Origin of the sequence: Thermococcus kodakarensis KOD1, from assembly GCF_000009965.1 — an archaeon.
In the GTDB taxonomy this organism is placed as follows: Archaea; Methanobacteriota_B; Thermococci; order Thermococcales; family Thermococcaceae; genus Thermococcus; species Thermococcus kodakarensis.
On sequence record NC_006624.1, the window covers coordinates 120,000 to 141,010 of the forward strand.

A 21,011-nucleotide genomic window follows, 5' to 3' on the forward strand; every position below is an offset into this window, starting at 1 on the left:
TCGCGTATTGTCCTATGTATGGAAGGAACAGGTATTGCAAGAATCGTGGCCGAGAAAATCGCAGAGGTGTGGGATGAGCTTTTAAACACTGAGATAGTTGGGATTCCCCATTTGGTTGGTAGTATTTCCTCAGATGGAGAGGTCGAGATGTTTTTAGTGTTCTTTGATGAGTACACGTTTGAGAGAACAATAGAGGACGGTAGCGTTAGCTTTACTTTTCCAATCGAGGCCACTGACCCGAAGGAGCTGTTTATGTCCCTTCTGAAGTTCATCAGGGAAGGGACGACACCCAGCATTCTAGAACCCGGTGAAAAGATAAAGGAACCCCTTAAAGAGAACCTAACGAAGAGAGGCTTTGAGGTTCTCTGGATTGCGGGAAACGATTACGTTGACGCTTGGGTTTCCAAAAGTGGAGTGAAGTACCACCTGAGCTTCGAAAGAACGGGAAAAGACGAATACACTTTGGTGAGAAAAGAAAAAGTTCAGTAGGGGAACATGACGACGACCGCTATTGCGGCGGCTGGCTTGTCCTTGACGGTTATCTCGGCGCTTGCAACCTTGAACTCACCGAGCTCCCAGCCCCTCTGCCTGAAGCCTTCTTCGACCATCTTCCTGACCATTTCCTCGGCTTCTTCCTTGGTGCAGTAGCCCGAATACTCGTAGATCAGACCGCCTTCGTTGTTCTTGCTTATCCCGACGCCCAGTGCGGCGCTTATCGTCATCCCCGGCTCGTCGCTCTCGATGTGGGCGTAAACTGTCGGCAGGAGCATTCCTATCGGAACGTCGTGTACCTTCTCCATCCACTCGATATGTGCGGGAATAACGCTGCTTAGCTTGACCAGGTTAACGTTTCCTATGCCCAGCTTGAGGAGTGCGTTGTCAAAGGCGTTCAGCTTAGTCCCTCCCTCAGCGGTTGCGGCACCTATAAAAGCTCTCTTTGGGGTTGTCCAGCTCATCTCAACCTCCTCCTTTTCTCTTTAGGTATACTCTCCTCCTGTTATTAGATGAGCAGACTGTTTAATCAAACGCGACTTCTTTACCAGCTTAAAAACGTTTCGCTATATCTAAAAGAGGCGATTTGGGGGTGTTTTTGTAGCATAGAAGGCCCATGGGGGGAAAACGCGCTAAAACATCATTCTCGATGCCATTGAGTAGAGAACGAAGAAGGTTATGATAAGCGTGATTATGTAGAACATCAGGCCCGCCGTGAAGAAACAAGCCCAAACAGGAACCCATCCTCAAATGTCAATTTTTTCTTTCCCATCCGTTCAAATTCAAATCGCCCCAATGGATACTGCGTTTGACCGCCCATGATAATTTTTTGACGGCGCTCTCAATAATCTACAGGAATTTCGACTGAACTCCCTATTTCCGGCCACACCAAAAAGCACTGATAACAGCTTGGACATGATAAGGTTTAAATGCTCAAAGTTGCAACCATGGACGGTGATGTTCATGATCGAAGTCGGGGAATACAAGGTCAAGGAAGGCCTCTACTACACGAAAGACCACGAGTGGGCTCAAGTTCTTGATGACGGCACGGTTCTCGTTGGCATAAGCGATTACGCCCAGAAGGAGCTGGGAGACCTCGCCTACGTCGAGCTTCCGGAAGTCGGCAAGGAAGTCAGCAAGGGCGACGTTCTCTGTGAGATTGAGAGCGTCAAGGCAGTCAGCGAGGTCTACGCCCCAGTCAGCGGCGAGGTCATCGAGGTCAACGAGGCCCTCGAGGACAGCCCCGAGCTCCTCAACGAGGATCCCTACGAGAACTGGATCGCCAAGCTCAAGCCGACCAACCTTGAGGAAGAGCTCAAGGAGCTTATGGACGCCCAAGCCTACGCCGAATACCTGAGGAGCCTTTGATGGGCTTTTTCTTCTTCATTATTTCCTTATTTCTAAAGAACATTAAGCGTTTGAACTTTCTAGCCCTTTTGGATTGGATGTTATCTGTTGGGTGCGTCGAAATTAAGGAATGATTTTTAAGCTTCGCTCCTTTTTATCATCGGTGAAAGTATGGAAAAGAGACTCGTGAGATCAAAAAAGAATAGGATTTTCCTTGGAGTTCTTGGGGGAATAGCCGAGTACCTGGAAGTGGATCCGACTATTGTCAGGCTTATCTTCGTCGTTCTCTTCGCGGTTAATCCAGGCGTTATGACGCTGGCCTACCTGCTTGCTGCTCTGGTGATGCCCGAAGAGAGCTCTGAGGAAGAGAGCTCTGACCTCGGCAAGAAACTCGAAGACGTCATAAAGGAAGCTGGGGAGAGCCTGGGTGCCGTGGTTCACGAGGACAGCACATCCAGAATCGTCGCCCTTGTCCTGATACTTCTTGGAGCCATCCTTCTGGTGGATTCCGCCTTTAGAGTGCTCCCTGTGGTGGGCTTCAAGACGCTCCTTGCAGTTGTCCTGCTGGTAATCGGCGTAGTGCTCCTTAAGGAGGGTGAGTGATATGAGGACGCTTGGATACATCTTCATTTTCCTTGGATTATTGCTCCTCCTGAAGGAGTTTCAGCCGGCAGTACTCGAGCCGCTGAGGGTTTACGCGCCCTACATAAAGAACGCCTTCTGGGGCGTGACCCTGCTGGCCCTCGGCCTGTACATGCTTACCAGAAAGACCCTCAGGAAAGCCGTCCTAGTGCTCTACATAATCTATCTAATCCTGTACCTGGTGGTGTGAATGGAGCGGTGGAATATTGTGAGAGCGTTTCTGCTTGGCCCCCTGCTGGAGGCGGCACTTCCAAAGCCCGGCAACGTGAACCGCTACCGCGACTTCAGCGACCTCACCCTCTACAACTTCATATTCGCCAACACGGCTGTTGTGAGTGTTTACCATGAGGCCGTGAGGACTGCGGAGCTGGTCAGGAGGGGCGAGCTCTTCCCGTCTGAGGCTGGTATTGGGAGTCTGATAAAACGGGCGGTGATAGCGTCGAAGGAAGTCCAGGACGCCAACCCTAACTTTGGAGTTCTCGTACTGGGGATACCTCTGGCCATGGGTTCTTCCCTCTCGAAGAACCCCCTGGAGGCTGGAGAAAAGGCCCGCGAGCTCATCCGGGCCTCGACGGTTAGAGACACAATGGAGCTTTACCGGGCAATCAGGACGGCCAACCCGAAAGGAATACCCGGCGGTGTCAAGTACGACGTATATTCCGACGACTCATTTGAGGAGCTCTTCAGGGACGGGATAAACCTGTGGAAGCTCGCTGAGATAAGCTGTGAGAGGGAGCTTGTCTTCTGTGAGTGGCTCACCGGCTACGAGCTCACGTACTCGACCGCTGAGAGGTTATTCCAGCTCATAAAAGAGTACCCTCTGGAAGATGCTGCCGTCAGGGCTTTCCTCGAACTTCTGGCAAGCAGGGAGGACACACTCATAGTCAGGAAAGCCGGAAAGGAAGAAGCAGAGCTCGTTTTGGAAAAAGCCCGTGAAGTTCTCGAGGGAAGGCTCAGCGTTGATGAGTTCGACGCCTTTCTCAGGGAAAAAGGTGACTTGAGGAATCCTGGAAGCCTCGCCGACATCATGGCGGCATCGCTCAGCGTTTTAGCCCTCGCGGGCCTGAAAATCAAAGTTGTGGACGGAAAAGCATGGGGAATCATGGGACAACCTTAAAGCGCCTCGTGGCTGGGGCGTATCCAAGGGCTTTGGTGTCAACGACGACCGCATCTCCGCCGAGCTCCTCAAGGATTCTCACCCTGAGGCCGGAGAGCTCAAAAACTTCCTCCTCTCCGCCAAACTCCTCGTTTACTTGTTCTTTTATAAACTCATAAGCTTCCTTCCCGACGAGAACGACATCGGGTTCAAAGCCCTCCAGCTTCAGCTCGTTCGCCTTCTCTTCAACAGAGCTCAGAATCCTTATCAGGTCTCCCCTCATAACTGTCACCATCTCTGGGTTGTCCCGAAGGTTAAAAACGTTTGCAGGAACAAAACCAGGGAAAAGAAAAAGACATCAGGAAATCTTCTTCAGCTTCACGACTTCCTTGGCGAACTCCTCAAGAACCTCCTTCCTCATGCCCTCGAAGAACTTTATCGAGCCGGCGTAGCTGTGACCGCCGCCCTCGATTCCGGCTGACGGAAGCTTCTCCTGGAGCTTTGGAATTATCTCGTTGAGGTCAAAGCCGTAGGCAGCCATACCGTCGCTGGCCCTGACAACCGCGAAGTCTGGGCCGTAGGCTAATGTCAGTATCGGCGAGTCCTCACCGTACTTCTCCTTGAAGTGGTCGTGGATTAATCCAGAGAGCTTGCCTGGAGACGGATAGCTGAACTTCGGCGCGAACAGCTCCACATCTATAGTGTTGAACCTTACCCCGTTCGGCAGGACAACGCTCTTGACGTGCGGCAGGGAGGCCCTCAGTGCCTTCTCCTGCTTCTCCTTGACCTCGGGATAGATGGCATTGATGAGCTCGCGGTGCCTCTGGAGGTTGCCGGTCAGGAGGAGTATTTCATCGATAATGCCGTGTCCGTCCATGAACTTCCAGAAGTAGGCCTCGTGGTCGATGACCTCGGCTATCTTCTTCAGGTCTTCCTCCGTGAGGCCCTTCGCCTTCTTCGCTATCTCGAGATACTGGTAGAACTCCGGGGCCTTGCTCTTGTCGCCCGTTCCAGCTATCGCAGGAAGGTGCTTTATCTTGTCCTCTACTTCTGGATTGATGAAGCGCGCCACTTCGGTGGCGAGCATTCCGGCCGTTAGCTCGTAGTAGCCGCGCTTGACGTGGTGCGGGTTGACGTGAACATCGACGTAGTCATCAACCTTGGCTTTGTCTTCGCTCACCCACTCGCGCGGGTCGTGGTGGTCTATGACCACTATCGGGACGCCGTAGGCGCGAATGCGCTTGTAAGCTGGAATGTCTTCGCTTGTTCCACCGTTGTCAACTATAACAACCAGCGGGAGCGGGTCGCCGAACTTCTCGTGGTCTTCGACCATGAAGATAATGTCCTTAAGAACATCCTCCAGCTCGTAGAAGGGTGCCCTGCTCGGTCTCCTCTTGAAGAGCTTCCACCTCGCCTGCGGGTCTGGTGATATCTTCTCGATGAGGGGGACTATAGCGTACTCAAGGGCCAGGCCGGATGTATAGCCATCGGCATCGGCGTGATGCCTCAGGAGTATCGGCCTTCCCTCCAGGATTGCCCTCCTTATCATGAAGGCGGCCTTCATTATCTTCGGCTTGAGCTTCTCAAGAACCTCGCTCTCCACCAGGAAACCAACGTCTTCCGGCTGTGCCCTCCTGTCGAGCTCGGCCTCTATCTGTTGCTTCACCCTCGCTGCATCCGGGCCCCAGAGCCTCGCCATGTCGCTGGCTTCGATCTGTATCTCGCCCGAGTGGAAGGCAACCTTACCGATGACCTCAACTATGTCCCCAACGTTGATGTTCGGGTAAGCCCTGACTCCGGGCGCCTCAAAGGCCGCTACCCAGGTTATCCCAGTTCCGTCGGTTATCGTGAAGACCGTCGGCCCGCCGGTTACCTGAACTTGGGTGATTCTTCCCTGTATCCTGACGGTCTTACCCGCCATGTCCTTGCTCAGCTCGGCTATCGGAGTGACCGGAAGCTCCTTCCTAACAACGACCGTCTTGTAGTGCTTGAGGGCAGACTCTATGAGGTCGACCTCCCTCTTGTCGGGTCTCACGTCGAGAACCTGCACGACTATCTCGTCGCCGGGCTTGTACTCCCTTCCACCGAGGAGGTCTTTCCTCTTGATGAGACCCGTAACGTGTGGGTTGAGCTTGACGAAGACGCCGAAGCGCTCCACCCTGTCAATCGTGCCCTTGTACAGGCTACCAACTTCAACGTCTTCATAATCACATGTCTTATCGAGGATGTAAACGACCTTGTATTTCCTCAGACAGTCAGGACAAACCCACGTTGTCTCCATGCCCGGCTCCCAGGGGCCTTTTATCTTTCCACAGATGTCGCAGGCTAGAACTTTCCCAGTTCCCCCGCAGGTCGGGCAGGTGTCGTAAACTGGAACAGTACCCTTCCCATGGCACTCAGGGCAGGGTATCTCGTCAACTTCATCCTCAACTCCAAGGTGATCTAGGTTTCTGTAACCCTTGAGTTTGTCTCCAATCTTAAAGTCAGCTGGAACGTATCCCCAGCCCTCGCAAACGGGGCACTCCTTCTCGCCAACTTTTACTTTGCCCGTTCCGTGGCATTCGGGACAGTCTTTCACAACCATCTTCTCTCACCGGCCTAAGTTTGAAGGTTGCCTTAAAAAGTTAGTTAGTCCGCTTTGGGTCTTCGGGGGATATCTCCAATCGTTGCAACCTACACAAATACATACACAAATACCTTAAAAATAATCGAAGAGTAATTCAGATTGGTTGATGATTCCCTTAAAGGGGGGATTGTTGTTGAGGTTTAGGCAGAAGATTTACGTCGCGATCATTGGAACTCTCACGGTGATAATGCTCATAATGGCGGTTCTCCAAGTTAGGGGGATCAGCCGGATGGGGGAAACCGTCGAGGAGACAATGAGTCCGGCCCTATTGGAGCAGGCGAAACATACGGCGTTATTGGAAAGTGAAAGCTACTCAAGGGAGATTGATGGTGTTATGTATGCGCTCCGTATGTTGGCCGATTCCTATGCTAAGTCCATAGAGAAGGAATACTCGTTTGGCTCCTACATCCCCGGATATACGGATAGCCCCCCGTTCTGGAACTACGTTAAAAAGATTCTTCAGAGCTTTAAAAATTCCGATGAGAGGATAATCAACGTTTACTACGCGGATTTCAGGGGGAGGCTGGAAATAATCCCGCCAGCGGAGCTTCCAGAGGATTTCAACGCGACGAAAACTAGCTGGTATCAGAGGGCGGTAAGTGAGGGGTCCTTCTGGACGGATCCGTATACGGATATGATAACTAACAAAACTGTGGTCAGTTACATCGTCCCCATTAAGTATGAGGGAGAAGTAAAGGGCGTTCTTGGGGTTGACGTCGATGTCTCCATCATAAAGGAGGAAATACTGAGAGCAAAACTCGGAAAAACAGGTTACTCATTCGTTGTCAACTCAAACGGCACCGTCATAATACATCCGAACAGCGACCTCGTTGGGAAGCTCAACATTTTTGAAGATCCATCGTATTCGGCCCTTTCCAAGGCTCTGGAGAGGAAAGATACTGGCGTCATTGAGACGACCCTCAATGGGAAGGACGTGCTGGTGGCATTTTCGAAGAGCAGTGTGTCAGGATGGATAATATTATCAGTCGTGCCCAAGGAGGAAATGATGGCCTCCCTGCTCAGCGCCCTGGAGAGGGCCAGGGGTGAGGCATCAAAGAGTCTCGTTTTAAGCCTCCTCGCTTCTTTGGCTGCTGGTATAGTGCTGGCTCTCCTCAGCGTAAAATATCTGCGCGACTCTCTCAGACCCATAGAAGAGCTCACCAAGGCTGCTGAATTGATTGGGGAAGGGAAATTGGAGGAAGCAAAACGGCACGTGTCGTCGATTGACTACCCGTACAGGGACGACGAGATAGGAAAACTCCTCACCGCCTTTGAGGCAATATCGAAGGATGTCATAGGCACGCTGAACGGGGTCATCGCCCGTCTGCAAGACATGGCGGAGGGCAGGCTGAACTACACCCTCGATGAAAACGCGCGCGGTGACCTCCAGAACATAATCCTCGCCCTTAGGGAGACCTCAGCAAAGATGAGGACGCTCATCGGAAACATCAGGGAGATAGGGTTTGAGCTTGATAGGCAGGCTGATACACTGGCGGAAATCGCGGAGAACGTCAGGCATTCCATGGATCAGGTCGGCGAGGCGGTGGAGCAGGTGAGCATCGAGGCCCAGAGGGAGCAGGAGAACATCAACGAGATAACCGAGGGCATGCGCGTGGTTTCTTCCATAACAGAGGAGACAGTAGATACAATGAACGAGTTTGAGAGTGCCGTGGGGGAAGTTGTCAGGATAGCTGAAGAGGGCAGGAGCAAGGGAGAGCTGGCCATTAAAGATGTCGAGAGCATAAAGCGCTCAATGCACTTCATAGATGAGGCCGTTAAGGCGGTCAGTGAGATGAGCAGGAAGATCGGTGAGATAACCCAGGCCATCAGCGGCATTGCCGAGCAGACCAACCTGCTTGCCCTGAACGCGGCCATTGAGGCGGCCAGAGCAGGTGAGGCAGGTAAGGGATTCGCAGTAGTTGCTCAGGAGATACGCAGTCTGGCTGAAGACAGCAAGCAGGCTGCCGAAACCATAAACAGAATCATTGCGGAGATGGAGGAGAAGGTTCAGAGGGCCGTTGAGGAGACGCAGAGGGGAGTTAATACCGTTTCGAGGTCAACACAGGGTCTCCAGGAGAGCCTGGGCTACCTGGGTCACATCGCCGAGATGATAAGTGCCGTCGGTTCCAGGGTCTCGGAGGTTAAGGAGCAGGCCGAGAGGACGAGGGAAGAGGTGGAGAAAGCCCTGAAGGCGCTGGAGAACCTCGCTGCAAGTGCCGAGGAAACGACCGCCAGTGCGGAAGAGGTAAGCTCCGCCATGCAAGAGCAGAGGGCTGAGATAGAGAGCCTAGCAGAAGAGGCCAGAAAGCTGCGCGAAATCGCGAGGTCACTCCGCCAGAACGTTGAGCAGTTCCAGCTCTAAGCTTTTCTGACTTTTCTTCTTGTTTTCTATCATCTCCTCCCGAAAATAAAAGAAGGGGCTAAAAGGGGATTAAAACACGCCGCCGAGGTAAGCGAAGTACGCGACGAAGACTATGGTCAAGACGTACATTAGCGGGTGGACTTCCTTCCAGCGGCCGCTGAAGACCTTGAGGATGGTGTAGCTGATGAACCCGACTCCTATTCCGTCGGCTATTGAGTAGGTGTAGGGTATCGTCACGAGGACGAGGAACGCTGGAAGTGCCTCTGTCGGGTCGCTGAAGTCAACTTCCTTGAGGGCGGTGAGCATGTAGTAGCCGACTATGACGAGGGCCGGGGCTGTTGCAAAGGCAGGGATTGCTCCAGCCAGGGGAGCTATGAAGAGACCTATCGCGAGGAAGAGGAAGCCGGTAACGAGGGCCGTCATTCCAGTCCTTCCGCCTTCTTCTATTCCCGCGGCGCTCTCGATGTATGTGGTCACCGTTGAGGTTCCGAGGACCGCACCGAAGGTCGTTCCTATGGCGTCGGTCAGGAGAACCTTCTCGGCATCGGGAACCTTTCCGTCCTCGGTCAGGAAACCAGCCTTCGCGCTCAGTCCAGTTACGGTTCCAAGCGTGTCGAAGAAGTCAACCATGAAGAACGCGAAGACAACACCCAGGGCTCCTGCGTTTAGGAGTCCGTGGAGGTCCATCTTCATGAAGGTGTAGCTTATGTCGGGCATCGAAAAGAGACTCTCAGGCCAGGGAGCGGCCCCAGTTATCCAGCCGAGGAAGCTTGTCGTGAGTATTGAGATGAGGAGCGCACCCTTGATGCGGAGTGCAATGAGGATTCCGGTTAAGAGAAGTCCAAAAACGAAGAGAAGGCCCGCTTTGGTCGTGAGGGCCTGAGCGTTGAGGCCCGTAAAGGCGAGCTTTCCGATGAGGTTTACCTCCCCGTTTATGACGAACTCGCTTCCAGCAGGGGCCGTTACCTTTGCCGTGAGCAGACCAACGTCGTTCAGGCCGATAAGCGTGAGGAAAAGCCCGATTCCAGCGCCTATAGCGTACTTCTGGCCCGTAGGTATCGCGTGGATTATCGCGCTCCTGACCTTGGTGACGCTGAGGACTATGAAGATGAGACCTTCGACGAAGACGGCCGCGAGAGCCACCTTCCAGCCGTATTTAGGAGCAACTGTGTAGGCGAAGTACGCGTTGAGACCCATTCCCGGTGCAAGGGCAAAGGGCTTCTTGGCGTAGATACCCATAAAGATAGTCGTGAATCCAGCGGCTAGAGCTGTCACAGCGACGAGTGAGTTGAAGGCCTCCTTTCCCATCGCATCGCTGAGGATGGATGGGTTCACGAAGAGTATGTACGCCATAGTGAGGAAAGTGGTTACCCCAGCTAAAATCTCGGTCTTCATATCGGTTCCATACTTTTCGAACTCGAAGTACTCCTCAAACCATCCCATGAGCGTCACCCCCGTTTGACTATTACCTGCTAATAAAACCGATTTTTAAATCTTTTTTTGACGTAGAAATGTAAAACTGGGGGCAGATGAAGGTCTGGTGCGTTTGGGCAAAACAGGAAAAAGCAATGGCATCAGAATGGCCACTTCATTCGAGGACAGAATACGAAAGAACCTCGACGCTCACTTCCTTGGGGATGTCTTCCGGGCTGAAGGGCAGTTCGTTAAGGAAGCGCTCCGCAGTTATGGTCTCGCCACCTATCCCCAGTCTCAGGCGTATCCTGCCCGGCAGGAGGTCGTAGTCAATGACCCTGGCGCCCTTTCCGGGCTTCACGAGGACGTTTTCGGGCCTGAAGAAGACCCTAACTTTTCCATCTCTTCCCGTTTTGAACTCCAGAGTGCCAAGGCGGGCGATTCCGTTCTCAGCTTCAAGCTCCAGTATGTTGCTCAAACCCAAGAACTTGGCGACAAACTCAGTTTTCGGGTGGTAGTAGAGTTCAAGCGGTTTTCCTATCCCTTCTATCCTTCCCGAGTTCATCACGGCTATTCTGTCGCTCACGGCCATTGCCTCTTCCTGGTCGTGGGTGACGTAGATCGTCGTTATCCCAAGCTCCTTCTGGATTCTCCTTATCTCTCCCCTCAGGCGCTCGCGTATCTTGGCGTCGAGGTTGCTGAGGGGCTCGTCGAGGAGGAGAACTTGTGGCTCTATGACCAAGGCCCTGGCGAGGGCTACCCTCTGCTGCTGGCCGCCTGAGAGCTGTTCTGGGTAGCGGTTTTCAAACCCCTTGAGGCCGACCAGTTCAAGCGCCCACTCGACCTTCTTCTTTATCTCGTCCCTGGGAAGCTTCCTCATCTCAAGGCCAAAGGCGACGTTTTCAAAGACCGTCATGTGCGGAAAGAGCGCGTAGTCCTGGAAGACTATCCCAATGTTCCTCTTTCCTGGTTCCAAGTTCGTAACATCTGTCTCGTCGAAAAACACCCTTCCAGAGTCGGGTTTTTCAAGTCCTGCTATGATCCGCAGGGTGGTCGTCTTCCCGCACCCGCTCGGCCCGAGGAGCGTCATCATCTCCCCGCTCTCCACTTCAAGCTCCGGAATCTCGAGTGTAAAGCCCTCGAACGACTTCCTTATTCCCACAAGCCTAACCCTCACCATACTTCCTCACCGGTTCTCTCGATGATTATGAAGCCGAGAGCCGAGACCGCCATGAGGAGAACGGACAGCGCCGAAGCGCTCCCGAACTGCCTCGCGCCGAGGAACTTGTATATCGCTATCGTCATCGTGGTGTATTCCGGTGTGGCAAGCATGTAGGTCGCACCAAGCTCCGCAATGCTCATCGCGAAGGCGAATATTGCTCCAACCACCAATCCTCCAGCGGCCAGCGGTAGCTCAACTCTCAGGAAGGCTTTCCACTCCCCTGCACCGAGGCTGAGCGCAGCTTCCCTAAGGTTTGGCTTTATCTTCTTCAGGGCAGTTGAAACGGAGCGAAGGACGAACGGATAGGCTATAACTGTATGGGCTATCACGATTATCCAGATGGTGTAGTAGAGGGGTGTCGTACTGAAGAACTTCACGTAGGCGAAACCGATGGTTATCGGCGAGCTGGCCAGCGGGAGCATCGCGAGGGCATCGAGCAGGACTTTTCCCTTAAACTTCCAGCGGTTGAGGAAGTACGCTATCGGCAGGCCGACCAGAGTTGAGAGGAACACAGTTGCAAAGCCGAAGAGGAGTGAGTTCCTTATCGCTCCGAGGGTTGAAGTTCCGAACATCGGGTTGTACTCGGTGGAGAATATCCTTCTGTACCACTCAAGGCTCCAAGTTCCGTTGAAGCGCAGGGAGTCGTAGACGACGGCCCCAAGCGGCGCCAGGATAAAGACCACGACAAAGATGGAGTAGAGAACTATCCCGAGCCCCTTAGGGCTTAAGATTGACCTGATGGTCAGCTCCTTCGGTTTCCTCATTATTCTCTGCTCCTCTCTCTTTGAATACGCCTCAAGCGCCTTCAGGTAGAGGTACATGAAGACCACCGAAAGGGAGAGCTGGATTATTGCAAGAGCCGCCCCGGTTCTGAAGTCGAGGAGGGTAACTATCGTCGAAAATATGTCCACCTCGATGGTAACATACTGGTAGCCGCCGAGGATGAGTGGCACGGAGAAGCTGAGGAAGCAGAAAACGAAGGTCAGCATAGCCGAGGCGAAGATGGCCGGTGAGATCAGCGGGAGCGTGACCTTTCTGAATAGGGTAAACCCCTTTGCCCCTAGAACCTCAGCCATCTCCTCGTAGTGGGGGTTGACCCTCTGCCAGAGCGCCGAGACCATCCTGACGACAATCGGGAAGTTGTAGAAGGAGTGGGCCAGAAGGATTGCCTTCCAAGAGTAGATTATGCCCGGGTCGCGCCCTATCAGTCCCGCAATGATGCCGCCCTTCCCGAAGAGGATTACGAAGCCGAGCGCTACCATAATGCCCGGCATCACGAAAGGAACAGTCAAGACGGCCTTTATCAGTCTCTTTCCGGGGAAATCGTAGTTGGCGAAGATGTACGCCCCGGGAAGGCCGATTAGAACGGTTAAAACCGTTGACGCTAAAGCCTGGGAAATCGTGAAGAGGATAACGTTTCGGTGGTACTCGTTGCTCAGGACTGCCCGGAGGTACTCCAGGGTTGGCCCGTTTTCCCAGACTCCAAGACTGAGGATGCTGAGTATTGGGGCGTAGAAGAAGAATACGAGAAAGGCCAGTGGCGGCAGGATGACCGCGAGCGCTTTTGGTCTCATGCCTATAACTCGGTTCTTCGGGTTTATAAGCGTTGATTGGGCAAGGTTGTTAAGGTCTGGTGGGCTACTCATACCGGTGACTCCCATGAAGGCCCCTGACCTTGGAATAAGGATAGGTCTCCACGAACCCGGAAAGAGGAACTCAATAGCCGACCTCGGAGTTAAAGTCGGGCACACAACTCTCATCGAGGGCGATGACGTAAGGACTGGCGTTACCGTAGTTCTACCGCCGGTAAAGAACCCCTTCAGGGAGAGGCTCTTCGCTTCGACATTCGTCATGAACGGTTTCTCCAAGCCGATAGGCTTCGTTCAGGTTGACGAGCTCGGCTACATCGAGACGCCGGTAGCTCTGACCAACACCCTGAGCGTTTATACCGTCGCCAGTGCCGTCGTCAGGCACATGATTGACCTAAACCCAGACCTGAAGAGCGTCTCGCCCGTCGTTATGGAGTGCAACGACTCCTACCTGAACAACATCAGGAAGATGGCGGTTAAGGAAGATCACTACTTTGAGGCCGTTAAAAATGCCTCGCTCGACTTTGAGGAAGGCGCTGTGGGGGCTGGGACAGGAATGAGCGCCTTCGAGTTTAAAGGCGGTATAGGCTCTTCCTCAAGGGTCGTCGAGATTGGCGGGGAGGAATACAAGGTCGCTTCGTTGGTTTTGGCAAACTTCGGAAGGAGAGAAGACTTAACGATAGCTGGAGTTCCCGTCGGCGAGCTTTTGAAGGACTATCCCGGTAGGGGGACTTCAGGGAAGGGCAGCATCTCGATGGTTGTTGCCACCGACGCTCCACTCACGGCAAGGCAGCTTAAGAGGCTTGCAAAGAGGGCAGTGGTTGGACTTGCGAGAACTGGCGGCTACGCCTACCACGGGAGCGGAGACATAGTGCTGGCCTTCTCCACAGCCCAGACCGTTCCAATTGGAAAAGAGCCGGAACTGGTTAGTTTCCTGCCTGACAACGCTCTCAGCTACCTCTTCAGGGCGACCGCCGAGGCAACGGAAGAAGCGATAATAAACGCCCTCCTGCAGGCCAAGACCGTTGAGGGAAACGGGCACGTGAGGTATGCGCTTCCGGTTGAGAGAGTTTTGGAAACGCTCAAAAAGAACCGAGCATCATAGCCCCTCGATCTTGGGGATGACTTCCTCTGGGCTGCCCTTTAGAACGGCCCTTCCCGCGGCTATGACCACAACTTCGTTCGCGAACTTCATTAGGGGCCTCCACACATGGGACACCGCCACGATGTTCAATCCATCGTTCGCGAGCCTTCCGAGCGTCTCTGAGACCTCATTTATTCCCCGAAAGTCGAGGTTTGCGAGGGGCTCGTCTAAAAGGACCAACTCTGGTTTTCCAATGAAGGCCTGGGCCAGGGAAAGCCGCTTCATCATTCCTGCGGAGTATTCGCCAATCCGCCTGTCAAGAAAACCCGTAACCGAGAACATCTCGGCACTCTCCAGAACGTTATCGTCATCGGCTCCCTTGAGTCTCGCGATGTAATCAAGCCACTCCCGCCCGGTTCTGTGCTTCGGGAGTGCGGGTGGATCAAAGGAGACTCCAAGCCGTGATTTGACCCTTTCATTGCTCCAGGGGGCCTCGCCGAGAACTTCAACTCTCCCCGAGCTGGGCCTGTAGAGCCCCGCGCATAGTTTCAGGAAAGTGCTCTTGCCACCACCGTTTGGACCCAGGATGAGCGTGAATCCCCTTTCAATCTTCACGCTTATTGAGTCGAGGGCTACGAGCTTTCCAAAACGCTTGCTCAGATTTTTTGCGGTGATCATCTTCTCCCCTCCCTGAAGAGCAGTAACGCGAGAATTATTGCCGAAGTTCCGCCGGTGAAGTATTTTATCTCCAGGATTCTCCTCGATGGATACTTTGAAGTCATCCGGTATGCCAGGGTAACCGGTGCATAGTAGCTGTTTATCTGGGCAAAATAATAACCGGCGTGCTTGATTTTCAAGTATCCGTTGAGCTGGCCCTTGGGAGTCTCGTTAAGGAGAAATCCATTTCTCTCCGGGTCGTAGAACGAAACGCTGTAATTCGCACCCATTCCGGCGTTGGTCGTCACGCGAAGAACGCCGGCGGATGGCAGTACAAAACCTTTTTCGTTACTCACAACGCCCGAAGTGGACGTTCTAAGGGCCTTTTCTTGCAGTGGGAACGAGAGGAGTGTGAAGATCAAAAGGGCCAGGAGGAACGCTTTTATGAGCCTCACGAGACATCCCTCCACTCGCTTAGAACGAGCGTGAGTGAAAGAACGACCAGCGGGAGCAACAGGCAGGGATAAAACGTCGTGTTAAAGAAAATGCCCAGCTTTTCCCATGGATCCCAGAACACGGCGTGGGCTTTTATGAGTCCATCGTTCAGAATTCTGGGAGGCAGAAAGTCCCAGCCAAGGATCTCCGGGACGTACATCACGGTTATTCCGCCCAGGATCGCCGCAAACGTGCCGGGGCTCAGCACGGCTATCATGGAGGACAGGGACGACACGTAAAGCGCCGCTTCAAGCCAGTAGAGAATGTGTATAAGCAGGTAACGCTGACCGAGCATTCCCTCCTTGATCATGGTGGGACTGTCCCCGTAGGAGTAAAGGTAGGCAACAAGGGCCGCACTGAAGGCTGAGAGGAAGAGGACTACAAAGACCGCAATGAACTTTGCCAGAACAACCTTGTAGTTCCTGAGGGGAAGGGAATAGACGCTCTTTGCAACCCCCGTGTCCCTGTCGTATCGGATGGCCAGGGATGTGAGGAGAACCCCAGTAATGGCAAAGATCGCTGTGGACTTATCGGAGAGTCCCGGAAAAAGCATGGCAGTCCCAGCGGCCGCGTGCTCCCTGGCCGTTCCCAGCCCCATGGTCATCACGTTCGTATCAATGTCGAAAAGATTGGTGTAGAACGTCACCGCCAGCAGGAGGAAGCTGAAAACAAATATGAGTGCCACGTAGGGGTCCTCCAACTCCCATTTCAGCTGCTCTTTGAAGCGCCCCATTGGCTCACCTCCTCCTTAGAGCGATCCCAGTTAGCAGTATCACCACGACGAGCGCGAGAAGTTTGTGAGTAGTGCCATAGGAGTTTCTTCCTGAGGACGGCGCTGGCGCTGGTATTTTGGTTAGTTTCTTAGTCGGGGTATCGGAGTTCATGGACTCATTAGAGGTTCCCGCATTCTTTCTGACCTTCTCAAGGGTTATGGTGACGTTGACCACCTTTCCGGGCTCCAGGTATGCGGTCTTGCTCGCGTTCATGTACCCCTCCAGAGATACATCCACAGTGTAGCGTCCAGGTTCAAGGGCCAGCATGCATGGGCTCCGGCACGTTTTGTTCCCAATTGATACCAGGGCCCCGGATGGCACCGTGGTGACCGAGAGAACCGGCAGGGGCTTCAGACCGATTTTTAGAACCCTCGACTCGTTTGGAGCGAGCAGGACGCTCAAGTTCTCGGCGACGTGGCCGGGGGCTGTTACGTGGATGAAGTGTCTCCCCGGTGAGGTCTCAACGGAGCGGTTATTCACGGGTTTCCCGTCGATGAAGACGGAAGCGTTTGATGGGGTCACGTTGAAGAACAACCGCGCGGGTAGAGGCTTGAGTTTGAGGTTGAGCTCCCTTGTTTCTGGAACTGAAAAGTTCACGGTGACGCCGCTGTTGTTCGTGAAGGCCGTGAGGGTGTAATTCCCCTCCGGAAGGTAGATGGTCCCAGGTGAGACCCCTGCTGCCTTGGCGTTTCCGACGACTTCAAAGCTGGCCGCGGGGGTGGTGTTCACACGAACCCCGTAGAGCTCGACACTCTCTTCCCTCACCCTGATGAGCTCAAGGGCGGTCCTGAGGCTGTATGAGATACCGTACTTTTCCCAGGGTCTTGGCTTTACCACGGCCGTCACGAGAGTGTGATTGAGTCCCACGCTTAAGTTGTAAGTGTCAGTTTTTGGGATATGGTTTATGGTGATGGTGTCTCCGTCGGTAGTCGTTCCGGTGACGTTGTACACATCTTGAGTAACCACGGGCAGGATTATAGTGAAGGGAGTTACCATCGAAGTCGAGCTAACGTTGTAAAGGTAGCCATTTACGAGCTCCACGTCAGAGGACACTTCAACTGATGAGAGGGGAGTCAGAAAACTTGTGTCCTTGAGGGCAATTCCTGATGTTCCAAAGGGGCCTGCAATCGTATAGAAGATGTACTCCAGCTTTCCATTTATATCTTGGATGCCACTCCTTAAGTAACATGGTGTTATAGTGTTATTGATCGTGAGCTTTGCGATTGTGTCTCCAGCGTCTTCTAGGGTCATCGGCAGAGGTCTGTCGATGTAATAAAAGGGACTCCACGCTCCTCCACATCCCCTTGGAATCCCAAGGCTTGGGCGAGAGCTGTATTTTGGGTAGTGTTTCCACCAGTCGTACGTCACTTTAACACCGAGGATCGTGAGGTTTCCCTCCACCAACTCATCAGGCTCAACTGTACTGAATTCCACCCTCACGAGTTTTGAAGCGTTAACGAAGACTTTGGCCTCAAGCTTAACTTGACCCTCTGCGCTCACAGTGTAGTTCCCCACCGGAAGAACGAGAGTTATTGGGGTGTTAAAAACTCCAACGCCGCGAACTTCAACCGTGAGGTTGTCCCCTTCTATCGTGAGGGCACCGTAAGCGGAGCTGGCCAGTGCTCCCTGTGTTGTGGGATTGAAGATGGCAGTCAACAGCAACCCCATTAGGAGGAGCCTCTTCATCTTTTCCACCTCCGGATGAGCGAGACTACAAGGGCCCCTACACCGAAGAGCATGTAGTACTTGAGGGCGGTATCGGGACGCGTTCCTGTTCTGTCCTCAGGGAACCGAATGTTGGTTTTATAAAGTACAAACTCGTAGGGCCAGTACTCTCTAGAGAAGTCAATTTTGTCGTTTATCTCTGCTGAGTAATAGTTGAATGGGGCGACGAACATTATCCCCGCTGCGTAGAGTTCTGGATATGGAGAATCTATGTCAATTGCTATCCCCGTGTTCAAGTCGTAGAGTGATTCAAAACCTATAAAAGAGCTTAAGTAGCCTTTTTTCTGATAGATTATCGGCAACCAGTTTGATCTAATCCTCACTAGCGGGGGGCGGAAGGTTCTAACGAAAGTGTGCACGAGTTTGTCCTGGGCAAAGGTTACGTTATTCACCTTAAGATCTCCCACCACCGTAAAACCATATCTCTTCAGTATTGATGCTTTGTAGAGTAGGCTCTTCCTTTCGGGGAGGTTGTAGGGGAGGATGAAGAATGTGGGTCTGCCCAGTTTGGAGCCGTTGATGTAATAGTATCCGTCGGTGAGGTTGAGGAAAAGTTTTCCCCTGAACGTCAGTGAATCAACCCAGCATCCTGGACTCGGCGTCGCGTTTTCCAGCGTTAATGTGACAAGAACCACTGCAGAAGAATTCGTCACATCCGTAAGATTAAAGGTGATAAAGATTGGACCGAAAACTAGAAAACTCCGGAGGATTGAGTAATTTTTTGAGTTCTCTATACCTTCCCTGAATTCCTGGCATTCTCTCTTTCCATTTTCAAAAGAGGATTCAAAAGACTTCCTGTTCTCCGTGGACAGCTCTGAGGGAATGAACGATACAGAATTGAAGTAGTCCTTGTATCTTCCTTCCCCCGGCAACACCGCGTACGTTACGTACGTTCCGTTTTTGAACCAGGAGGGTGGGGTGAAAGCGCCTGCATAGGAGACAAAAAACAATGAAAGAATGAAGAAGCCCGCGAGAGGTCTCTTCACGGCCGGACCCTCCATTTATCCGGGTGGCCAGTAGTGGGGTATTCTTGCGTAGACCCTGGCTTTCTTTCCTGTGTCTGGATCGATATATTCAACCAAAGCGTAGGCCCATTTCCAATCCGGGTCTATTTCAGTCACCTTAGCCCTTCCTGTCAGTTGTACTCCCTGTGCCACTGCGACAAGATTTGGTGATTTTGGGTTTTGATCCGGAATTATGCGAACGAATCTCGAGTGGCAGATGAGGACCTTGGCGTGAGCACCGGCCCAAACGAGAACTTCTGAACTCCAGCTCTTCTCATCGACGTCGTGATCCCAGACCTCTTTGCATGACGATGTCGACGCAGCCGAGGGCACAGGCAGTCCCCACGCCGATACTAAACCAAGGAGTAGTCCCCCAACCAGGAGGACCCCCAGCACTTTCCTAAGTTTCATAGGTATCACCTGCGTATAGGCAATTTTAACTATTTATTTTTGATATATAAAATTTTCTAGCAAACAAAATAACTTGCCTTCAATTTGAATAATTAAGAACATATGTGGACATTATTGTGCTATAAATAATAGTATGAGTAGTTAAAAAACTGTTCCTCTGGCCTTCCCCTTGCCGTGAATGATGAGACTATCAAAGAAAGGGTATTGGGTCTGGAGTGGGTGGTGTTCTAGAAAATCGTATCCTCTTAAGTACACACCCGCTTGGATATTATCGTTTCAGGAACACTCAGATTTGAAAGAACGCCTGGTTTCGAGTTCAATGTGCTTATCTATGGGCATCGATTTGGTACCACAAATTGATATGGGGCATTTATTGAAAATAGAAATTCTTAAATATGCAATTTTTTCTTCATACCTATGAGGTGATGAAATGGCTAGAATAGTCCTGACGACCGATGAGACTCTGACGAGCACGTACCACGACGTGCCCCTGCTAGACTTTCTCGGCTGTGCGCCCTACGACAAGCTCCCGAAGTGGGTTTTCAGGTTTTTTGACACCCAGCTACCTGATGAGAACGGCGTCCTGACTCAAGCGCCCTACGGCCTCAGGAAGGTCGAGGCAGCCCTTCTCAGGGATGGCTTTAGGAGGGATGAGGTCGTCGTCGCTCACCCTCGCAAGATTGAGAATTTCATAGGGAATGACACCACCATCGTTGCCCTCTACGAGATGGACCCACTCGGCCTGGGGCCGGTCAGCATGATGTTCACGAACGGCGGCAAGTGGACGAACTACACCAAGGTCAAGTTCCTTGAGCTGGTGGAGAGGATAAACCGCATAAGGGAAGGCAAAAAGCTGGACTTCAAACTTGTCGTCGGCGGGCCGGGGGCCTGGCAGGTTGACTTCAGAAAAGAGGAGCGGGAGAGGCTGAAGATAGACCACGTGGTAATCGGTGAAGTAGATCACGTTGCGGGGGAGCTCTTCAGGGAGATCGAGAGCGGGAGCGCCGACGAGACTATCTTTATCAAGGGCTGGCCGCGGGTGGAGCATATCCCGACGATAGTGGCGCCCTCTTACAAAGGCCTCGTCGAGGTGATGAGGGGCTGCGGAAGGGGCTGCCGCTTCTGCGAGCCGAACCTGAGGGTAGCCCGCTACATGCCGCTGGAGAGGATAGAGGAGGAAATAAGGCTCAACGTCAGCGCTGGAATCGACCACGCCTGGCTCCACAGCGAGGACGTGTTCCTATACCGCGTCGAGGATAAGAAGAACTTCTACCCGAACGCCGAGGCCGTTGTTGAACTGTTTGAAATAGCCAGAAGATACACGAAGAACGTGAACCCGACCCACGGGGCCGTTGCTGGCGCTCTGGCCGTTCCTGGAATGATAGAGGAAATTTCCCGCATCGTTGATGCAGGCCCAGCTCACTGGATAGGCATTCAGGTCGGCTTTGAGACGGCTTCGCCGAGGCTCATCGGGAAGTACATGAACAACAAGATGAAGCCGTTCTCACCTGAAGAGTGGCCCTGGGTTCTCCTCAACGGGACGTACGTCCTCAACAAGAACTACTGGTTCCCCGCATACACAACGATTCTGGGATTGCCCGGCGACACTGATGATGACGAGATAATGACTGCCCAGCTGATAATCACGATGGAGAGGGAGCTTGAGGAAAAGCTCGGCAACAGGGCGCACTTCACCGTGACTCCGCTGGCGTTCGTTCCGATGGGCCTGCTCAAGAACCAGGAGTTCTACCAGATCGACGAGATGATAACCTACGGCCAGTTCCTCCACCTCTACTACGCTTGGAAGCACATGATGAGGGAGGTAACTAGGGGCCTGCCCGAGGTTATGAAAAACAACCCGTTCCTGATACCGTTCTACCCGCTGGCGAGGCTTGGAACTAGGATCGTCATAAGGCAGATAGAGAAGTGGGGCAGGAGCAGAGGTTATGAGGTAAAACCTCTTGAGCCGCTCGATATTCGGATTGAGGTAGAAGAACACCGCTGGTATTCTCAGCCGAGCCTTGTGGAAGCTTACTGATTCTGGAAGCTCATTTTCTTTCATATTTTACTATT

Annotated in this window: 20 protein-coding genes; 8 read left to right on the forward strand and 12 right to left on the reverse strand. The window is 52.8% G+C overall.

From position 1 onward, the window contains the following. Window positions 1-18: 18 nt before the first annotated feature. Window positions 19-489: a hypothetical protein gene (locus TK_RS00725; protein ID WP_011249103.1), complete on the forward strand. Its 471-nt coding sequence runs from the start codon at window positions 19-21 to the stop codon at window positions 487-489. Here the strand turns inward: TK_RS00725 and TK_RS00730 are convergent. Further along, window positions 483-956, reverse strand: coding sequence for a pyruvoyl-dependent arginine decarboxylase (locus TK_RS00730; protein WP_011249104.1), 474 nt, complete (start codon window positions 954-956; stop codon window positions 483-485). The genes TK_RS00725 and TK_RS00730 overlap by 7 nt on opposite strands. Window positions 957-1,455: 499 nt before the next feature. Here TK_RS00730 and gcvH point away from each other — a divergent pair, with 499 nt between their 5' ends. From gcvH to TK_RS00750, 4 genes are all read left to right on the forward strand, one after another. Continuing rightward, a complete protein-coding gene (gene gcvH / locus TK_RS00735) occupies window positions 1,456-1,860 on the forward strand; it encodes a glycine cleavage system protein GcvH (RefSeq protein WP_011249105.1) in 405 nt (134 codons plus the stop codon). 150 nt (window positions 1,861-2,010) lie between these two features. Further along, entirely contained in the window at window positions 2,011-2,442 is a 432-nt protein-coding gene (locus tag TK_RS00740; RefSeq protein WP_011249106.1) for a PspC domain-containing protein, read from the forward strand. A 1-nt stretch (window position 2,443) separates the two neighbouring features. Further along, window positions 2,444-2,671 carry a hypothetical protein gene (locus TK_RS00745; protein WP_011249107.1) on the forward strand — a complete coding sequence of 76 codons (228 nt, stop codon included), beginning with the start codon at window positions 2,444-2,446 and terminating at the stop codon, window positions 2,669-2,671. Next, window positions 2,672-3,598, forward strand: coding sequence for a triphosphoribosyl-dephospho-CoA synthase (locus tag TK_RS00750; RefSeq protein ID WP_011249108.1), 927 nt, complete (start codon window positions 2,672-2,674; stop codon window positions 3,596-3,598). It begins immediately after the preceding gene. Here the strand turns inward: TK_RS00750 and TK_RS00755 are convergent. Beyond that, on the reverse strand, window positions 3,582-3,860 hold the full coding sequence (locus TK_RS00755) for a family 4A encapsulin nanocompartment shell protein (protein ID WP_048053633.1): 279 nt from the start codon (window positions 3,858-3,860) through the stop codon (window positions 3,582-3,584). The two genes, TK_RS00750 and TK_RS00755, sit on opposite strands and share 17 nt — an antisense overlap. Window positions 3,861-3,935: 75 nt before the next feature. After that, on the reverse strand, window positions 3,936-6,161 hold the full coding sequence (locus tag TK_RS00760) for a DHH family phosphoesterase (RefSeq protein ID WP_011249110.1): 2,226 nt from the start codon (window positions 6,159-6,161) through the stop codon (window positions 3,936-3,938). A 175-nt stretch (window positions 6,162-6,336) separates the two neighbouring features. On the opposite strand from TK_RS00760, the gene TK_RS00765 reads away from it, so the two are divergent. Then, window positions 6,337-8,565, forward strand: coding sequence for a methyl-accepting chemotaxis protein (locus TK_RS00765; protein ID WP_011249111.1), 2,229 nt, complete (start codon window positions 6,337-6,339; stop codon window positions 8,563-8,565). A 69-nt stretch (window positions 8,566-8,634) separates the two neighbouring features. Here TK_RS00765 and TK_RS00770 read toward each other — a convergent pair whose 3' ends face one another. The 3 genes from TK_RS00770 to TK_RS00780 form a co-directional block, all read right to left on the reverse strand. Beyond that, window positions 8,635-10,008, reverse strand: coding sequence for an NCS2 family permease (locus TK_RS00770; RefSeq protein ID WP_011249112.1), 1,374 nt, complete (start codon window positions 10,006-10,008; stop codon window positions 8,635-8,637). Between the two features lie 145 nt (window positions 10,009-10,153). Next, a complete protein-coding gene (locus TK_RS00775) occupies window positions 10,154-11,158 on the reverse strand; it encodes an ABC transporter ATP-binding protein (protein WP_011249113.1) in 1,005 nt (334 codons plus the stop codon). Further along, window positions 11,152-12,774: an ABC transporter permease gene (locus tag TK_RS00780; RefSeq protein WP_048053795.1), complete on the reverse strand. Its 1,623-nt coding sequence runs from the start codon at window positions 12,772-12,774 to the stop codon at window positions 11,152-11,154. The genes TK_RS00775 and TK_RS00780 overlap by 7 nt, the downstream gene beginning before the upstream one ends. 85 nt (window positions 12,775-12,859) lie before the next feature. Between TK_RS00780 and TK_RS00785 the strand changes: the two genes are divergently transcribed. Next, complete coding sequence (locus TK_RS00785) at window positions 12,860-13,894, forward strand: P1 family peptidase (protein WP_011249115.1); 1,035 nt, start codon at window positions 12,860-12,862, stop codon at window positions 13,892-13,894. Here TK_RS00785 and TK_RS00790 read toward each other — a convergent pair. From TK_RS00790 to TK_RS00815, 6 genes are read right to left on the reverse strand one after another with little or no spacing between them, the layout of a single operon-like run. After that, window positions 13,889-14,551, reverse strand: a complete 663-nt coding sequence (locus TK_RS00790; RefSeq protein WP_011249116.1) for an ABC transporter ATP-binding protein — start codon at window positions 14,549-14,551, stop codon at window positions 13,889-13,891. The genes TK_RS00785 and TK_RS00790 overlap by 6 nt on opposite strands. Beyond that, on the reverse strand, window positions 14,548-14,985 hold the full coding sequence (locus TK_RS00795) for a hypothetical protein (protein ID WP_011249117.1): 438 nt from the start codon (window positions 14,983-14,985) through the stop codon (window positions 14,548-14,550). Before TK_RS00795 ends, TK_RS00790 begins: the two co-directional genes overlap by 4 nt. Further along, entirely contained in the window at window positions 14,982-15,758 is a 777-nt protein-coding gene (locus TK_RS00800; protein WP_011249118.1) for an ABC transporter permease, read from the reverse strand. Before TK_RS00800 ends, TK_RS00795 begins: the two co-directional genes overlap by 4 nt. Window positions 15,759-15,762: 4 nt before the next feature. Continuing rightward, window positions 15,763-17,484 (reverse strand): PEGA domain-containing protein, encoded by a 1,722-nt coding sequence (locus TK_RS00805; protein WP_011249119.1) that lies wholly within the window; start codon window positions 17,482-17,484, stop codon window positions 15,763-15,765. Next, a complete protein-coding gene (locus TK_RS00810) occupies window positions 17,481-18,509 on the reverse strand; it encodes a hypothetical protein (RefSeq protein WP_011249120.1) in 1,029 nt (342 codons plus the stop codon). Before TK_RS00810 ends, TK_RS00805 begins: the two co-directional genes overlap by 4 nt. Window positions 18,510-18,524: 15 nt before the next feature. Further along, complete coding sequence (locus TK_RS00815; protein ID WP_011249121.1) at window positions 18,525-18,938, reverse strand: hypothetical protein; 414 nt, start codon at window positions 18,936-18,938, stop codon at window positions 18,525-18,527. Between the two features lie 430 nt (window positions 18,939-19,368). On the opposite strand from TK_RS00815, the gene TK_RS00820 reads away from it, so the two are divergent. Then, complete coding sequence (locus TK_RS00820) at window positions 19,369-20,976, forward strand: B12-binding domain-containing radical SAM protein (RefSeq protein ID WP_011249122.1); 1,608 nt, start codon at window positions 19,369-19,371, stop codon at window positions 20,974-20,976. The last annotated feature ends 35 nt before the right edge of the window (window positions 20,977-21,011 follow it).

Coding starts and splice junctions, on each gene's coding strand:
- TK_RS00750 (WP_011249108.1), top strand. CDS start 2,672: ATGGAGCGGTGGAATATTGTGAGAGCGTTTCTGCTTGGCCCCCTGCTG.
- TK_RS00800 (WP_011249118.1), bottom strand. CDS start 15,758: ATGGGGCGCTTCAAAGAGCAGCTGAAATGGGAGTTGGAGGACCCCTAC.
- TK_RS00785 (WP_011249115.1), top strand. CDS start 12,860: ATGAAGGCCCCTGACCTTGGAATAAGGATAGGTCTCCACGAACCCGGA.
- TK_RS00730 (WP_011249104.1), bottom strand. CDS start 956: ATGAGCTGGACAACCCCAAAGAGAGCTTTTATAGGTGCCGCAACCGCT.
- TK_RS00805 (WP_011249119.1), bottom strand. CDS start 17,484: ATGAAGAGGCTCCTCCTAATGGGGTTGCTGTTGACTGCCATCTTCAAT.
- TK_RS00740 (WP_011249106.1), top strand. CDS start 2,011: ATGGAAAAGAGACTCGTGAGATCAAAAAAGAATAGGATTTTCCTTGGA.
- TK_RS00775 (WP_011249113.1), bottom strand. CDS start 11,158: ATGGTGAGGGTTAGGCTTGTGGGAATAAGGAAGTCGTTCGAGGGCTTT.
- TK_RS00760 (WP_011249110.1), bottom strand. CDS start 6,161: ATGGTTGTGAAAGACTGTCCCGAATGCCACGGAACGGGCAAAGTAAAA.
- TK_RS00745 (WP_011249107.1), top strand. CDS start 2,444: ATGAGGACGCTTGGATACATCTTCATTTTCCTTGGATTATTGCTCCTC.
- gcvH (WP_011249105.1), top strand. CDS start 1,456: ATGATCGAAGTCGGGGAATACAAGGTCAAGGAAGGCCTCTACTACACG.
- TK_RS00755 (WP_048053633.1), bottom strand. CDS start 3,860: ATGAGGGGAGACCTGATAAGGATTCTGAGCTCTGTTGAAGAGAAGGCG.
- TK_RS00725 (WP_011249103.1), top strand. CDS start 19: ATGGAAGGAACAGGTATTGCAAGAATCGTGGCCGAGAAAATCGCAGAG.
- TK_RS00820 (WP_011249122.1), top strand. CDS start 19,369: ATGGCTAGAATAGTCCTGACGACCGATGAGACTCTGACGAGCACGTAC.
- TK_RS00780 (WP_048053795.1), bottom strand. CDS start 12,774: ATGAGACCAAAAGCGCTCGCGGTCATCCTGCCGCCACTGGCCTTTCTC.
- TK_RS00815 (WP_011249121.1), bottom strand. CDS start 18,938: ATGAAACTTAGGAAAGTGCTGGGGGTCCTCCTGGTTGGGGGACTACTC.
- TK_RS00790 (WP_011249116.1), bottom strand. CDS start 14,551: ATGATCACCGCAAAAAATCTGAGCAAGCGTTTTGGAAAGCTCGTAGCC.
- TK_RS00770 (WP_011249112.1), bottom strand. CDS start 10,008: ATGGGATGGTTTGAGGAGTACTTCGAGTTCGAAAAGTATGGAACCGAT.